At 53.8% G+C, this 15712-nt stretch carries 14 protein-coding genes; 4 read left to right on the top strand and 10 right to left on the bottom strand.

The annotated features are described in order from the left end of the window. Positions 1-3: 3 nt before the first annotated feature. Positions 4-1260 carry an oligosaccharide flippase family protein gene (locus Q7C21_RS17920; protein ID WP_003855732.1) on the bottom strand — a complete coding sequence of 419 codons (1257 nt, stop codon included), beginning with the start codon at positions 1258-1260 and terminating at the stop codon, positions 4-6. Positions 1261-1785: 525 nt separating this feature from the next. Here Q7C21_RS17920 and Q7C21_RS17915 point away from each other — a divergent pair. Further along, complete coding sequence (locus Q7C21_RS17915) at positions 1786-2181, top strand: transposase (RefSeq protein ID WP_003855733.1); 396 nt, start codon at positions 1786-1788, stop codon at positions 2179-2181. A gap of 923 nt (positions 2182-3104) precedes the next feature. Here the strand turns inward: Q7C21_RS17915 and Q7C21_RS17910 are convergent. Next, positions 3105-4064, bottom strand: a complete 960-nt coding sequence (locus Q7C21_RS17910) for a DMT family transporter (RefSeq protein ID WP_003855735.1) — start codon at positions 4062-4064, stop codon at positions 3105-3107. A 77-nt stretch (positions 4065-4141) separates the two neighbouring features. After that, positions 4142-4969: an AraC family ligand binding domain-containing protein gene (locus tag Q7C21_RS17905; protein ID WP_375150992.1), complete on the bottom strand. Its 828-nt coding sequence runs from the start codon at positions 4967-4969 to the stop codon at positions 4142-4144. Between the two features lie 119 nt (positions 4970-5088). On the opposite strand from Q7C21_RS17905, the gene Q7C21_RS17900 reads away from it, so the two are divergent. Then, positions 5089-5610, top strand: coding sequence for an isochorismatase family protein (locus Q7C21_RS17900; protein ID WP_140033703.1), 522 nt, complete (start codon positions 5089-5091; stop codon positions 5608-5610). An 84-nt stretch (positions 5611-5694) separates the two neighbouring features. Here the strand turns inward: Q7C21_RS17900 and ssb1 are convergent, their stop codons facing one another. Next, positions 5695-6246 carry a single-stranded DNA-binding protein SSB1 gene (ssb1, locus tag Q7C21_RS17895; RefSeq protein WP_003855743.1) on the bottom strand — a complete coding sequence of 184 codons (552 nt, stop codon included), beginning with the start codon at positions 6244-6246 and terminating at the stop codon, positions 5695-5697. A gap of 224 nt (positions 6247-6470) precedes the next feature. Between ssb1 and uvrA the strand changes: the two genes are divergently transcribed. Next, positions 6471-9299: an excinuclease ABC subunit UvrA gene (uvrA, locus tag Q7C21_RS17890; protein WP_003855745.1), complete on the top strand. Its 2829-nt coding sequence runs from the start codon at positions 6471-6473 to the stop codon at positions 9297-9299. Positions 9300-9532: 233 nt separating this feature from the next. Next, complete coding sequence (locus Q7C21_RS17885) at positions 9533-10597, top strand: NAD(P)-dependent alcohol dehydrogenase (protein WP_003855747.1); 1065 nt, start codon at positions 9533-9535, stop codon at positions 10595-10597. Between the two features lie 53 nt (positions 10598-10650). Here Q7C21_RS17885 and Q7C21_RS17880 read toward each other — a convergent pair whose 3' ends face one another. From Q7C21_RS17880 to dnaB, 6 genes are all read right to left on the bottom strand, one after another. Then, positions 10651-10974: an MmcQ/YjbR family DNA-binding protein gene (locus Q7C21_RS17880; protein ID WP_003855748.1), complete on the bottom strand. Its 324-nt coding sequence runs from the start codon at positions 10972-10974 to the stop codon at positions 10651-10653. Next, complete coding sequence (locus Q7C21_RS17875) at positions 10974-11393, bottom strand: secondary thiamine-phosphate synthase enzyme YjbQ (RefSeq protein WP_003855749.1); 420 nt, start codon at positions 11391-11393, stop codon at positions 10974-10976. The genes Q7C21_RS17880 and Q7C21_RS17875 overlap by 1 nt, the downstream gene beginning before the upstream one ends. 121 nt (positions 11394-11514) lie before the next feature. Then, entirely contained in the window at positions 11515-12708 is a 1194-nt protein-coding gene (locus Q7C21_RS17870) for an aromatic amino acid transaminase (RefSeq protein ID WP_375151006.1), read from the bottom strand. Between the two features lie 40 nt (positions 12709-12748). After that, positions 12749-13363 carry a YitT family protein gene (locus Q7C21_RS17865; protein WP_003855751.1) on the bottom strand — a complete coding sequence of 205 codons (615 nt, stop codon included), beginning with the start codon at positions 13361-13363 and terminating at the stop codon, positions 12749-12751. 241 nt (positions 13364-13604) lie between these two features. Beyond that, positions 13605-14084, bottom strand: a complete 480-nt coding sequence (locus tag Q7C21_RS17860; RefSeq protein WP_003855753.1) for an Lrp/AsnC family transcriptional regulator — start codon at positions 14082-14084, stop codon at positions 13605-13607. 129 nt (positions 14085-14213) lie between these two features. Further along, positions 14214-15620 carry a replicative DNA helicase gene (gene dnaB, locus Q7C21_RS17855; protein WP_003855755.1) on the bottom strand — a complete coding sequence of 469 codons (1407 nt, stop codon included), beginning with the start codon at positions 15618-15620 and terminating at the stop codon, positions 14214-14216. Between the last annotated feature and the right edge of the window lie 92 nt (positions 15621-15712).

The following is a 15712-nucleotide window of genomic DNA, read 5'->3' as shown; positions in this document are numbered from 1 at the left end:
ACCTCATTTGTATGTTTTGTAGTTGAGTGAGGAAACCTGAATCTTTTGAATGACGCCGTTTTTAAAGAAGTAATTCATTACGGTCAGGGACAAAAGTTCTGAAAGGAAAACGCTCCACGCGGCCCCCATGATGCCGTGACCCTGGATCAACCACCAGGAGAGCGGCAGACTGATGACCATCAGGCAGATGATTTTCCTCAGTAAGTAGTTAAATCCTCCCTCTTTGACCATGTAGCGATACGCTACGGTCCCCATTGCCGAAAAGCTGGTCGCTATCGACAGCAACGTAATGAGACTTCCTGACTGTGTGTATGCCGGTCCGTACAACGCAATGATGATCCGCTCGCCATACAGCGAAATAACAAGCAGCATCAACAATGAAACACCCATAACGTAACCATTGAGCCGCGCAGCCAGCTTAATGGCGACCTCACCGCGCTCCCTGAAGATCTCAGTGAAGCAGGAGGTGATGAGCGCTACCGGGATAAAAATCCAGGAAGCGGAAATGGTATTCGCCGCCGCAAACAGACCCAGATCGCGGGCGGGAGCCGTGCCTGCCAGAAACATCTGTGCGGCTTTGACCTGCACCGAAATAAAGATGCTGGAGATGGCCAGCGGCAGTCCGGCATACATCAGATAGCGCAGATAAGCGGTACGCTTCTCGCGGGGCGGCATCTGATCCTGATGGTCCTGATAAAAGTTGCGACGCTTGATCAGGTAAGGCACCAGCGTGACGGCGACAATCGACAGCGTCAGCCAGAGTGGATTGAGACGCAGCCAGGCGACGATAAAGCTGATGCTGAAACTCAGCAGCATGCCCACGGCGTTAGCAATGGTGTTAAGACGCGAAGCAAGACGCGCGTTGTTATAAACGCTAAAGGTGTCCTGGGTGACAAAAACGGAGGCAACAAATGAGGCCAGTGCAAACGCCAGGAAATTTTCCTGCATGTTGTACCAGACCCAGATTAAGACTGGCACCGAAGTGACCAGCAATAACACCATTCGCAGCGTACGGGCAATGGTCATCAGGCGCAGGCCTTTTGACGCATTTTTGCTGACGCGCTTAAACAGAATGGTTTCGGTGCCAAAAATCGCAACGGTTTGCACCATCGCAAATAGTGAGGTTGAAAACGCCATCTGACCAAACACCGTTGGGCCAAAAGACTTCGCCACGTAAGACGTCACAAAAATGACGCCAAAAACGGAGATGATCTTCTCAGACATCATCCAGGCGGCATTAGACATTACGCTCAATTTCATCGACTCTTCCTTAGTATTACTCAACTACAACCGCTTCGGTACAACATCCCTGTAACGAATTAATAAGCGCTCAGTGGGCCTGGCGAAAATGTAAGACTTCAGACCAAACTGGTCCGAAAATTGAGATGCAAGTCATAATCCGGAGAGTGAATTCAGGATAATTCTTATTATAAATGGTGCGAATCACTTCAAATGGAAACGATTTCAGGCTGAAAATAAAACAACCCTAAAGCGCCTGACCGCCATATTAATCACATCGCTCAGGCTAAATATCCCGCATACGTTGTATTTATTTCGTATTTTGGATGCGATGAATTTATAACAAAAATGCCCCTCCAGGAAGGTACGCCCCCCCGATAAGAATAAAATAAGATTTATCCCATGATGATATTTCTTCTAAATATCTTAATTTAGGCTTCGCAATTCAATTCGCGCACTTTAATACTGCCTTAATAAAACCTTACAGTGCCAGAAATTATTAAAGTCATTCTCATCCATTAATCGATAAGAAAGGTAAGAGCATTTATGAGAAAGTCACGATACAGCGAAGATCAAATCACAAATGCCATTAAAGCTTCTGAATCGGGCGTGAAAGTCAGAGAGATCTGTGAAGAGTTAGGTATCTCTGAAGCCACGTTCTATAGCTGGAAAAAGAAGTTTTCTGGGTTGTCTTCGGAAGAAGGCAGAAAAATCAAGGAGCTGGAAGAAAAACTGCAAAACATCACGCGTGAGTTGCAGACGCTCAACTCCGATAAAGAGATGCTGCAGAGCGTTCTGAAGCACTTCTTTACGACAAATGAAAAACGTCAGGCTGTGGATTTCCTGCAGGCCACCTTCGACATCGGTACACGCCGTAGCTGCAGACTATTAGATATCAGTCGCAGTGTGTACCATTATCCGTCAGGCACGGAGAACCGCTAAACCCAATGCTACCGCGCTTTTTAGACTTAACGCTGAGATTTGTTCTTACCAGAAGAGATGAAGATCATTTAACAGGACAATTGCGGCACCCTTTTCCGCTCCATTTATAACTAATGAATGGCTTCACGGCTAAGCTTCTTTTTTTGCGGTAAAATTGATTCACAACAGCAAAAGTCTCGCATTCTACGCCTATTCTTCCCTTCCCAATCTCGTTGACACGGGATTGGGCCCTCTATTTCTTACGTAAGCCCAGCTAATCGTCGGAACTAATTCTGCTTAATACTATTAAGCTGCTTTAAACATCGTGCGAAAAACAGCCGTCGCCGTTTTAAGTTAACGGTGGCCCTGACTCAAATTCTGCGGCTGCGCTTTAATTTCCGATGATGGGTTTATTGCATAAACTTTCTCCAGGATTAATCCGGGATAAATAGTTTATTGCTCCTTATCACTAACGTTACGCGCTTCTCTTTTCACTCTCATCATTGCGCATCATTGATGCCAGAGATTAATCTTTAATTAATAACGCAAAGGCGGAATTCTCTTACTCATTTATCACTGAGTGAAGTTAATGGTGGTTTTTCGCCTCTCGTTCTCAGTGCCACCATGCAATAAAAAGCCGTGAGAGAAAGCATAACGTCCATAATGTTGCGCTATTTTTCCTGATTAATGACCGATATCTGAGCAATAAAACACTGTCAGACCCGAAAAGGCGTGTTCTCCGCAGACCGTAAGTACCGTTTTTTCACTTAAAAATGGGGGATGAGAGAGACAATTGCGGGAGACGGTACTATCACCTGGTGGAATGAAATCGATTTCGCGGCATAAATCTGTCGGAGAGCGTGCAAATCGGCATAGGGTTTAATCTTAAAAAGCCGCGCGACATGCTGTTCGCGCGGCAGAGCGATTTGGATGGACGTTGCGGTTTACTCGTTCAATGAGACCACAAGAGGTTGAGGTTTAATACGCATTGCCCACAGCACCCCAGCCAGCAGACAAACAATGCCGGTCACAGTGAGCTGCGGTGGCCAGCTTTGATACCAGAGAAAAGTCCACAACAGGCCAAAAAGAATCTCGAAAACGATCAGTGGCCCCATCAATACGGTCGGCAGACGCTGGCTGGCAGCGTTCCAGCATAAGGTGCCGAGCCAGGAGCAGAGCAGGCCAATGGTCAGCATCAGAGAGATAAACACGCCGGGACGCGGCCCAAATGGCAACGAAAAGTCGGGCTGTAGCCAGGTGAGCTGCACACTGACCAGCGCATACATGATCAACGCCATGGGCAATGTGACCAGACCCTGCGCGGTGGCCCAGGTCGACGGCCGCAGCTCGGGATGTGTGCGCAGCCAGCGGGCATTACGCAGCGGATACCAGGTCCAGCAGACTACGGCCAGTAGCGCCAGCACGATACCTGTGAGATAACGGCTCAGATCAAGCAACTGGCCCTGACTTTTTAGCTCCGCCGCGTTTACGCAGAGTAAGCCGGCCGCCATCATGACAAGCGCCGGAAACAGCCGCCGCCACGGCAATCTTCCTTCAAGATGGCCGTAACAGAGATTGGCCGTCACGGCGATCACCACCGGCAGTGTGCCAATAATCATGGTCGAGACCGGGCCGCCAGTGCGCTGAATGGCGTTCGCCAGAAACGCATAGTAGAAGAGGTTTCCCACCAGCGAGAGTTTTACGGCCTCAAGCCAGTCGGCGCGAGCCAGCTGACGCAGGCGATGACGACCATGCCAGGCCAGCGGCAGCGCAATCAATCCAAACGCCACATAGCGTCCCGCCGACTGCAGCGCGCCGGGGTAGTCAGGCACCAGCAGTGGCCCGACAAAGATCAGCCCCCACATCAGCCCGGCGGTGACGGCAAACATGACACCAGCAAACATGATTCCTTCCTTATATAGCTTTTTGACAGAGTGTGGCGGGTTCGGGCGGGGAATGCTTGTAGCAGATTGCGGTGATATCAGGATTGGCGCACCTGCTTCTGATAGCGGCCCGGCGTGATGCCGTACCGATTGGCAAAAGCGCGGGTGAGATGAGCCTGATCGGTTAATCCCACCGCCGCCGCGACGCTGGCGGCCGCTTCTCCCTGAGCCAGCCTTTGCTTGGCGTCATAGAGCCGGAAAGCCATCAGCATCTGATGGGGCGTCACGTGATAGTGCTGGCGAAAAGCGCGTAAAAAGTGCCATGGCGATAACGATGCCAGCGCTGCCAGCTCATCCAGCCGCACGGGTTCAGCAAGGTTGTCGCGCAGGAAATCTTTTACCTGATCAAAACGATGCCGGGTGTCGGGTCTGCCCTGTGAAGACATGCATGCCAGCGGACGGATCTGCAGCAGCAGTTCCGCGATCAGGCTCTGACGTGCCAGTTCAGACTCCGCCTGCCAGAGTGCGGCAAGTTTTCGGGAGAGCGGTTGCGCCACACGTGAATCGGTCAGCAGCGCCTCATTAAACCACCAGCCGCGATCGCCGGTCAGTTCGTCCATCAGCTGCGGCTGAATGTAGATCATCTGATAGCGCCAGCCCTCTTCGCAAGCGGACTCACCGGTGTGCAGCTCATCCGGATTCATCATGACCAGCGAGTTCTCCGGCGCCGTATATTCAGTGCCACGATAGCGAAAGCGCTGTGCACCCGCTTCGATAGTGCCAATTCCGAAAGCTTCATGGGTATGCGGTTCAAAGGCGTAGCGGGAGATGTGAGCCTGATAAAGCTCCACACCAGGCAGCTCTGCGAGTTGCTGAAAGCGGGCGCGATCTTTTTCATAGGGGAAACTCGCCGGAACACTGTCCACTTCTCTCTCCTTATTTAACCAGTGGGTTAAGCATGCCTGTGACCAGGGTGGAAATGCAAAAGATTGCTATCCATCACGCCGCAGGTAACACTGTTTTTTTAAACCAGATGGAGTTAAGCATGGCACAGCGGGTGGTATTGGTTGTCGATATGCAGAATGGCGTATTCAGCACGCCACGCTTCGATAAAGCGGGACGAGTGGCGCAGATTAACCGGCTGACCGCACGCGCCGACATCACCCTCTTTATACAACATCGTGAAGGCACGATGTGTGAGGGGAATGAAGCGTTTGAGCTGCTGCCGGAAATCGCTCAGCCTGCTGGCGCGCACTACATCACGAAAACCGCCTGCGACAGCTTCTGGCAAACCGAGCTGGGCGCGCTGTTAGAAAGGCTGGCGATTAAGGAATTTGTGGTGTGCGGCTGTGCCACAGACTACTGCCTGGATACCACAATAAAAGTCGGAGCCAGTGCGGGCTATGCCATCACCGTCGCTGCGGATGCACACACCACGGCAGATCGCCGCTGGGTCAGCGCCGATGCGCTGATTAACCAGCACAATGAGGTGTGGGCTTCACTGCTGATCCCCGGCAACGTGCCGCGTGTGCTGAGCACGGAGGCCATTCTGGCAGAATGGTCGTAACAGGCCGCAAAAGCCGCGCATAAAAAAAGCCCGCATAAGCGGGCTTTTTGCACTCTTTAGCCAGAGAAATTCCAGCCAGCGAAATCAGAATGGAATATCGTCGTCGAAATCCATTGGGGGTTCGTTGTTATTGCTGGCCGGTGCGCTCTGTGGCTGCTGCGGACGAGACTGCGCGCCGCCACTGAACTGGTTGTTATTGCCCTGCGGCTGCTGCGGCTGACCCCAGCCATTGTTGTTGCCACCCTGCGCGCCGCCACCTGCTGGTGCACCCGCATTTCCACCCTGCTGACGTCCACCCAGCATCTGCATGGTGCCGCCAACGTTAACCACGACTTCGGTGGTGTAACGTTCCTGGCCGCCCTGATCCTGCCATTTACGGGTACGCAGCTGGCCTTCGATGTAAACCTGCGAACCTTTTTTCAGGTATTCGCCTGCGACTTCAGCCAGTTTGCCAAACAGCACCACACGGTGCCACTCAGTGATCTCTTTATTTTCACCGGTCTGCTTGTCGCGCCAGCTCTCTGACGTAGCCAGCGTAATGTTGGCAACAGCGCCACCATTTGGCATGTAACGTACTTCCGGATCCTGACCCAGATTCCCGACAAGAATCACTTTGTTAACGCCACGACTGGCCATGTTGCTGTCTCCCGATGAGTTAATGCATACAGTCTAATCTATCAATTCTAACACGTCCTGCGGACTGTTTCCCACTTTCGAGCGGGGTTCCAGTTTTAACGCTCTCTGTTCTGGCGCGCAAGAGTACTGGATATTTATTCAGTCTATTTTTTGTGCCATAATGACACGTTTATTCTGGCCGTGTCGGCAAGGCGCGGTGAGTGCTGCTAATCCGGGAAAGGTGAATGGATAAGATCGAAGTTCGTGGTGCCCGCACCCATAATTTGAAAAACATCAACCTGACTATCCCACGCGACAAACTCATTGTGGTGACCGGCCTGTCAGGTTCAGGTAAATCCTCACTGGCGTTTGATACGCTGTATGCGGAAGGTCAGCGCCGCTATGTAGAGTCGCTCTCTGCGTATGCGCGCCAGTTTCTTTCGTTAATGGAGAAGCCGGACGTCGATCATATCGAAGGTTTGTCGCCCGCCATTTCCATCGAACAGAAATCCACCTCGCATAACCCACGTTCAACCGTGGGAACCATCACTGAGATTCACGATTATCTGCGTCTGCTGTTTGCCCGCGTAGGCGAACCGCGCTGCCCGGATCATGATGTGCCGCTGGCGGCGCAGACCGTGAGCCAGATGGTGGATCAGGTGCTTTCCCAGCCGGAAGGCCGTCGCCTGATGCTGCTGGCACCGGTGGTGAAAGATCGCAAGGGTGAGCACACCAAGACGCTGGAAAATCTGGCGACGCAGGGCTACATCCGTGCACGTATCGATGGCGAAGTGTGTGACCTCTCCGATCCGCCGAAACTTGAGCTGCAGAAGAAGCACACCATTGAAGTGGTGATTGACCGCTTTAAAGTGCGTGACGATCTGGCGACCCGTCTGGCGGAGTCGTTTGAAACCACACTGGAGCTCTCCGGCGGCACGGCTATCGTGGCGGACATGGATGACAGCGCCGCAGAAGAGCTGCTCTTCTCGGCTAACTTCGCCTGCCCCATCTGTGGTTACAGCATGAGCGAGCTGGAGCCGCGCCTGTTCTCGTTTAACAACCCGGCAGGCGCCTGTCCAACCTGCGACGGCCTGGGCGTACAGCAATACTTCGATCCTGACCGCGTGGTGCAGAATCCTGAACTTTCTCTGGCAGGCGGCGCAATCCGTGGCTGGGATCGGCGCAATTTCTACTACTTCCAGATGCTGCGTTCGCTGGCGGAGCACCTCGATTTTGATATCGAAGCGTCGTTCGGCAGCCTGCCCGAGAACGTGCAGAAAGTGATTCTCTACGGTTCAGGCAAAGAGAGCATCGAATTTAAGTACATCAACGATCGCGGCGATACGTCTGTTCGCCGTCATCCGTTTGAGGGCGTGCTCAATAACATGGAGCGCCGCTACAAAGAGACCGAGTCTTCAGCGGTACGCGAAGAGCTGGCGAAATTTATCAGCAACCGCGCCTGTGCCAGCTGTGAAGGCACCCGTCTGCGTCGTGAAGCGCGCCACGTCTTCGTCGAGAATACTACGCTGCCGACCATCTCTGAGATGAGCATCGGCCATGCGATGTCCTTCTTTGAAAATATGAAGCTCAGCGGCCAGCGCGCGCAGATCGCCGAGAAGATTCTGAAAGAGATTGGCGATCGCCTGAGTTTCCTGGTCAACGTCGGCCTGAACTATCTCTCGATGTCCCGTTCCGCCGAGACCCTGTCCGGTGGAGAAGCGCAGCGTATCCGTCTGGCCAGCCAGATCGGTGCCGGCCTGGTCGGTGTCATGTATGTGCTGGATGAGCCTTCAATCGGCCTGCATCAGCGCGACAACGAACGTCTGCTTGGCACCCTGATTCATCTGCGAGACCTCGGTAACACCGTGATCGTGGTTGAGCATGATGAAGATGCGATTCGTGCCGCTGATCATGTCATCGACATCGGTCCGGGTGCAGGCGTCCATGGCGGCCAGGTGGTGGCTGAAGGTACCGTCGATCAGATTATGGCGGAAGACGCGTCACTGACGGGCCAGTTCCTGAGCGGCAAGCGGGGTATTACGGTGCCAGAGGAACGCGTCAAAGGCGATCCGGCCAAAGTGCTGAAGATTACCGGCGCACGCGGCAACAACCTCAAAGATGTCACGCTGACGCTGCCGGTCGGGCTTTTCACCTGCATTACCGGTGTTTCCGGCTCGGGTAAATCGACCCTGATCAACGATACGCTGTTCCCGATTGCCCAGCGAGCGCTGAATGGTGCAACCATCGCCGAACCGGCACCTTACCGCGAAGTGGCGGGACTGGAGCACTTCGACAAAGTGATCGACATTGATCAGAGCCCGATTGGTCGTACACCGCGCTCCAACCCAGCCACCTATACCGGCATCTTCACGCCGGTGCGTGAACTGTTTGCGGGCGTGCCGGAAGCGCGTTCGCGTGGCTATAATCCGGGTCGCTTCAGCTTTAACGTTCGAGGCGGACGTTGTGAAGCCTGTCAGGGCGATGGTGTGCTGAAAGTCGAAATGCACTTCCTGCCGGACATTTATGTGCCGTGCGACCAGTGCAAAGGCAAACGCTATAACCGTGAAACGCTGGAAGTGAAGTACAAAGGCAAGAGCATTCACGAAGTGCTGGAGATGACTATCGAAGAAGCACGTGAGTTCTTCGATGCCGTGCCGGCGCTGGCGCGTAAGTTGCAGACGCTGATCGATGTGGGTCTTACCTATATCCGCCTCGGTCAGTCCGCCACGACCCTGTCCGGCGGTGAAGCCCAGCGTGTGAAGCTGGCGCGTGAACTGTCGAAGCGCGGCACCGGTCAGACACTCTATATTCTTGATGAGCCGACCACCGGTCTGCACTTTGCCGATATCCAGCAGCTGCTGGAAGTGCTGCATCAGCTGCGCAATCAGGGCAACACCATCGTGGTCATTGAGCACAATCTTGACGTGGTCAAAACCGCAGACTGGATTGTGGATCTCGGTCCGGAAGGCGGCAGCGGCGGCGGTGAAATCCTGGTTGCCGGCACGCCAGAAACCGTGGCGGAGTGTGAGAAATCCCATACTGCACGTTTCCTGAAGCCTCTGTTACAGAAGTAATTCCTGCAGGCCCGCCGCGTGCGGGCCTTTTCATGACATCTGCTGATTCAGCCAGAAAAATGCAGAATCAGGCAAGATTCAGACATGTATAGGCATATACGCTTTTCCCCAGGCTGACTATCCTTAAGCAGTTCCTCTTTGGCACGTCCCTGGCGTCGCCCTGTTTTCGCAGCACATTAACGCTGCTGCACTTCATCGAATAACACTCACGACACATCGAAACTGGAGACACCATGAATATTACGCATGCGTATGCTGCTCAGGATGCAAAATCTAAACTGGCACCGTTCGATTTTAAGCCGCGTGAGCTGCGCGCCCATGACGTTCAGCTTGAAGTGCTGTTCTGTGGCGTTTGCCACTCAGACCTGCACCAGGCCCGTAATGAGTGGAAAAACACCATTTTCCCTGTGGTTCCGGGTCATGAAATTGTCGGTCGCGTGACCGCTGTTGGCCCGCAGACGCAGAAATATAAAGTCGGCGATCTGGTCGGCGTCGGCTGTATGGTCGATTCATGCCGCAGCTGTCCGAGCTGTCAGCAGGGTCTGGAGCAGTATTGTGAAAACGGCTTTGTCGGCACCTATAACGGCGAAGATCGTGAAACCGGCGCCATTACCTACGGCGGTTACTCAACGTCGATGGTGGTTGATGAGAGCTTTGTGCTGCGCATTCCGGAGAACCTGGAGCTGGCGGGCGTTGCACCGCTGCTGTGTGCCGGTATCACCACCTACTCACCGCTGCGTCACTGGAATGTCGGTCCTGGCAAGAAAGTGGGTATCGTCGGTTTAGGCGGCCTGGGTCATATGGGCGTGAAAATTGCCCATGCAATGGGCGCACATGTGGTGCTGTTCACCACCTCGCCGTCCAAAATTGAAGATGGCAAACGTCTGGGTGCCGATGAAGTGGTGATTTCTAAAGATCCAGAGCAGATGGCGCAGCACGCGAACAGCTTTGACTTCATTCTGAACACCGTGGCTGCTCAGCACGATCTCAACCCGTTCATCACCCTGCTGAAACTGGACGGCAACATGACGCTGGTCGGTGCACCGGAGCACGATCACCCGGCACCACAGGTGTTTAACCTGATCTTCAAGCGTCGCAGCATCGCCGGTTCACTGATTGGCGGCATCGCAGAAACCCAGGAGATGCTCGATTTCTGTGGTGAGCATGGCATTACGTCAGACATTGAACTGATCGCGATGGATCAGATTAACGAAGCCTATGAGCGCATGCTGAAAAGCGATGTGAAATACCGCTTTGTTATCGACATCAATACCCTGCGCGAGCAGCCTGCTGCGTAACCCGTCAGATCTGACACCCTCTTGCTCGGGTAAGAGGGTTTTTTTATTGCCGTTTATCGGGCAGCCGCAACCTGCTGGAATGAAGCATCGACCAGATAGTAAATCTGCGAATCTTTCAGCGAGCCGTCCAGAAACAGCGTGCTCCAGTGTGACTTGTTCAGATGCTCACTGGGAATGATGTCGCTATGCTCTTCGCGCAGTAATTCGGCCAGCGCAGGCGTCGATTTCAGCGAAACGGCTGGCCGCCCTTTTGCCTCATGCACCATTGCAAACAGCACACCGTTGCTTTTAATCTGCGTTGCCTTCCAGTCACTGTGGACGCTCTGCTCCGCGCCCGGCTTGCTCATGCAGTAGGTCAATAAATCTGAGTTATTCATTACGACTCCCCTTGTAACGTAGCGACAATCCGCCTGGCACCGCCCTCAATGCGATGCTCGCCCAGCCAGATACCCTGCCAGGTGCCCAGCACCAGACGCCCCCGCTGAACCGGCAATAACAGCGAAACGCCTACAATCGATGATTTGATATGCGCCGGCATATCGTCACGCCCTTCGTAGTCATGCTGATAAGGTGCGTTCTCCGGCACATGCCGCATGAAATGCTGCTCCATGTCGCTGCGCACCGTCGGGTCACAATTCTCATTTAAGGTTAACGACGCCGAGGTGTGCTGTAACAGCAGATGCAGCAGACCGGTTTTGATATCACGCAGTCCGGAGAGCGAGTTGACGATCTCATCGGTGACCAGATGAAATCCACGCGGCTTCGCGCTCAGCGTAATAGTTTGTTGATGCCACATAGCGTATTCCTGAAACGGTTATCCCGTTTAAGTGTGCAGCATGACGCCGAAAGGTAAACCCTGACCCATAAAAAAACCGCCAGAGCGAACCCTGACGGTTTAATTTACAGCCAGACAGCCATTACATCACGGCGGCAAAGGCTTCAGCGACCTGATGCACGTTTTTGCTGTTCAGACCGGCCACACACATGCGGCCGCTGCCCACCAGATAGATGCCAAACTCGTTACGCAGACGATCGACCTGTTGCGCACTCAGGCCGGTATAGCTGAACATGCCACGCTGTTTCAGCAGGTAGTCAAAGTTTTTACCTGGCAGCGCGGTACTCAGCACATCCACCAGCGACTGACGCATCGCGAGAATACGCAGACGCATCGCTTCCACTTCAGCCAGCCAGCTGGCTTTCAGTGCCTCATCATTGAGAACGCGCGCAACCACCTGCGCACCAAAGTTAGGCGGGCTGGAGTAGTTGCGGCGAACGGTGGCTTTCAACTGGCCCAGTACGCGCGCTGACTCTTCGGCGCTGTCACAGACGATGGAGAGACCGCCTACGCGCTCGCCATAGAGCGAAAAGATTTTGGAGAAGGAGTTACTGACCAGCGCAGGCAGACCCGCCGCCGCGACCGCACGCAGTGCATAAGCGTCCTGCTGCATACCGGCACCAAAGCCCTGATAGGCGATATCAAGGAAAGGAATCAGCTGCTGTGCTTTCAGCACCTCAACGGTCTGATCCCACTGCGCATCAGTCAGGTCAGCGCCGGTCGGGTTATGGCAGCAGGGATGCAGCAGCACGATGCTCTGCGCAGGCAAGGTTTTCAGCGTGCTGATGAAGGCATCAAATCGCACACTGTGGGTCTCTGCGTCATACCAGGGATAGGTATTGACCTCAAAACCTGCGCCATTAAAGATCGCGATGTGGTTTTCCCAGGTCGGATCGCTGACCCAGACTGCAGATTGCGGGAAGTAGCGCCTCAGGAAATCCGCGCCCACTTTCAGCGCGCCAGAACCACCCAGCGTCTGAATCGATGCAATCCGGCCCGCGTTTAACACCGGATGATCGGCACCAAACAGCAGTGGTGCAATCGCACTGCGGTAACTGTTCAGCCCTTCCATCGGCAGATAGAGGGAAGCCTGATGCGGCTCAGCATAGATCTGCTCTTCGGCAGCGGCGACGGCCTTCAGCTGCGGGATGATATTCTGTTCGTCGTAATAGAGCCCGATACTCAGGTTAACTTTGTGTTCGCGTGGATCTTGTTTGAACGCTTCCATCAACGACAGAATCGGATCGCCAGCATAGGCATCAACGTTTTGAAACACGGTGTAGGTCTCCATGATTGGTCCAGAGGTCAGAGGCGGATTAAACCCGATAGCGTCCCGGACGATGGTTCATTGCAATTATCAGATTCAGGATCACCGCGCCCGCAATAGACGCAAGCAGGATGGGGCCGCTCACCACAAACAGTGAGGCCAGCACGACGCAGGTATCAACCGCCATTTGCAGTTTACCCGCGCGGATCCCAAAGCGATCCTGTAGCCACAGGGCCAGAATATTGATGCCGCCCAGGCTCGCCTTATGACGAAATAACACTATAAACCCGATTCCCATGATGACGTTACCGAACAGTGTCGCATAGAAGGGGTTAAGGTCAGAAAAGTGGACGAACAGCGGGTGCAGCTGGGTAAACAGCGATACCAGTCCGACGGCACAGAACGTTTTAAGGGTAAATTCCCAGCCCATGCGTTTTACCGCCAGCCAGTAAAAAGGGATGTTGATCAGGAAGAACGCGCTGCCAAACGAAAGCGGCGAGAGATAACTGATCAGAAAGGCGATGCCTGCGGTGCTGCCGGTCAGCGCGCCCGCCTGTTTCAGCATAATGACGCCGAACGAGACCATCAGGGTGCCGAGCACCATCGCCAGCGCATCTTCAATGCGCGAATGTGGGACGCGGGAGGGTTCTGCGATGTTATCCATGGAGGTTTTCTCAGTGCAAAAGATGCCGTTTCTATGCAAAAAACACACCAGCGTCACAACCCTTAACGGCTGTAAACGAAGTGCCCGCGATATCCTTTTGATATCTAAGGCGCTTTATAACGGAAACGTGTGCACAAATTCTGGCCTGCACCATCAACCTATGCATTAAAGTCCGTTAACATGCGCGTTACTTGCATTTATTGCCGCAAGTGTGCACCAAAACCGCACATCACGCACCTTTTTAGCGCGTCTTCTCTCCGGGGATCATCATCAGCCCGTTCTCTTTCATTCGTCCCAGTACTACCGAGGTTTTCACATGGGAAACACTCTGGTGGCCCGCGACTAACTGGCTGATTAGTGCACTGAGAGAATTGAGATCGGCCACTGCCACTTTAAGCAGATAGTCAGCGTCGCCGGTCGTTTTGTAAGCATCCACGATCGCCTGCTCCTGCTCCACCATGCGGTGAAAGCTCTCGACATATTCTGCGGTGTGGTTAATTAAGCGCACCTCGATTAATCCCACCATGCCAAGTCCGATCGCATCGGGCGACAGCCGGGCGTGATAACCCAGGATGAGATTAGCCTGTTCCAGATTGATACGGCGGCGGGAACATTGTGAGGCGGAAAGGCCGACCAGATCGCTGAGTTCCTGATTGGTCAGACGGCCGTTAGATTGTAATAAAGTGAGGATTTTAAGGTCGTAATCGTCTACGTGAGTCATTCCGTTTCCACATCGGTCCAGGCGTCGCTTTATTACAGATAACCCGATTACCCGAGAGGTTGTCCAACACTATTTTCTGATGATGGGTGCTGTCATGCACAGATCGTGCATGACAGCACAAACCGGCGATTATTCGTCGTCGTATTGCGGGCCCGCGTAGTTATCAAAGCGCGACCACTGACCGTTAAAGGTCAGACGTACCGTACCGATGGGACCATTACGCTGTTTACCCAGAATGATCTCGGCGATCCCTTTGAGATCGCTGTTTTCGTGGTAAACCTCATCGCGGTAGATAAACATGATCAAATCCGCATCCTGCTCGATCGAGCCCGATTCACGCAGATCCGAGTTGACCGGACGCTTGTCAGCACGCTGTTCCAGTGAGCGGTTGAGCTGCGACAGCGCCACCACCGGTACATTCAGCTCTTTGGCCAGCGCTTTCAGCGAGCGGGAGATCTCCGCAATTTCCAGCGTACGGTTGTCCGACAGCGCCGGCACACGCATCAGCTGTAAGTAGTCGATCATGATCATGCTTAAGCCACCGTTTTCACGGTAGATGCGCCGGGCGCGCGAACGCACTTCGGTAGGCGTCAGGCCAGAAGAGTCATCAATGTACATGTTTTTCTTCTCCAGCAGGATGCCCATGGTGCCGGAGATTCGCGCCCAGTCCTCATCATCCAGCTGTCCGGTTCGGATGCGGGTCTGATCGACGCGGGAGAGCGAAGCCAGCATACGCATCATGATCTGCTCGCTGGGCATCTCCAGACTGAATATCAGCACCGGCTTTTCCTGCAGCATGGCGGCGTTTTCGCACAGGTTCATCGCAAAGGTGGTTTTACCCATCGACGGACGTGCGGCGACAATAATCAGGTCAGAGCCCTGCAGGCCTGCGGTCTTTTTATTCAGATCCTGATAGCCGGTATCGACGCCGGTGACACCATCGTGCGGCGTCTGATAGAGCGATTCGATACGGGAGACGGTCGATTCCAGAATCTGCTCAATGTTTTTCGGGCCAGCATCTTTATCCGCGCGCGCTTCCGCAATTTTAAAGACGTTCGACTCGGCAAAATCGAGCAGCTCTTCGCTGTTACGTCCCTGCGGATCGTAACCGGCATCGGCAATCTGGTTGGCGACGGAGATCATCTCACGCACCACCGCACGTTCACGCACGATGTCAGCATACGCGCCAATGTTTGCCGCGCTCGGGGTGTTTTTCGCCAGTTCAGCCAGATAGGCGAATCCGCCCGCCATCTCCAGTTCACCACGGGTTTCCAGCGATTCGGAGAGCGTAATCAGGTCAATGGGTTTGCTGTTTTCCAGCAGCCGCTGCATCTCGGAAAAAATCAGCCGATGCGAGCGGTTGTAAAAGTCATTCGCGACGACGCGCTCAGAGACGTTATCCCAGCGCTCGTTATCCAGCATTAACCCACCGAGCACCGACTGCTCCGCTTCCAGAGAATGCGGGGGCATTTTCACGCCTGCGAGCTGGCGATCCTGCGTTTCGTTCGATTTGTTGGTGGGTTTATTTCCTGCCATAGTGAATGCATTACCGATCTTCTGTGGGGACGCGCAAGTATACCTTAGTTGGGGTGCGTGCCTCACCCTCATGATGAAACAATCACAGGAGT

Source organism: Pantoea sp. ANP04 (genome assembly GCF_041982285.1).
Lineage (GTDB): Bacteria > Pseudomonadota > Gammaproteobacteria > Enterobacterales > Enterobacteriaceae > Pantoea > Pantoea eucalypti.
Note: the sequence above shows the minus strand (reverse complement) of the source record. Positions and strands in the feature narration are given on the sequence as shown.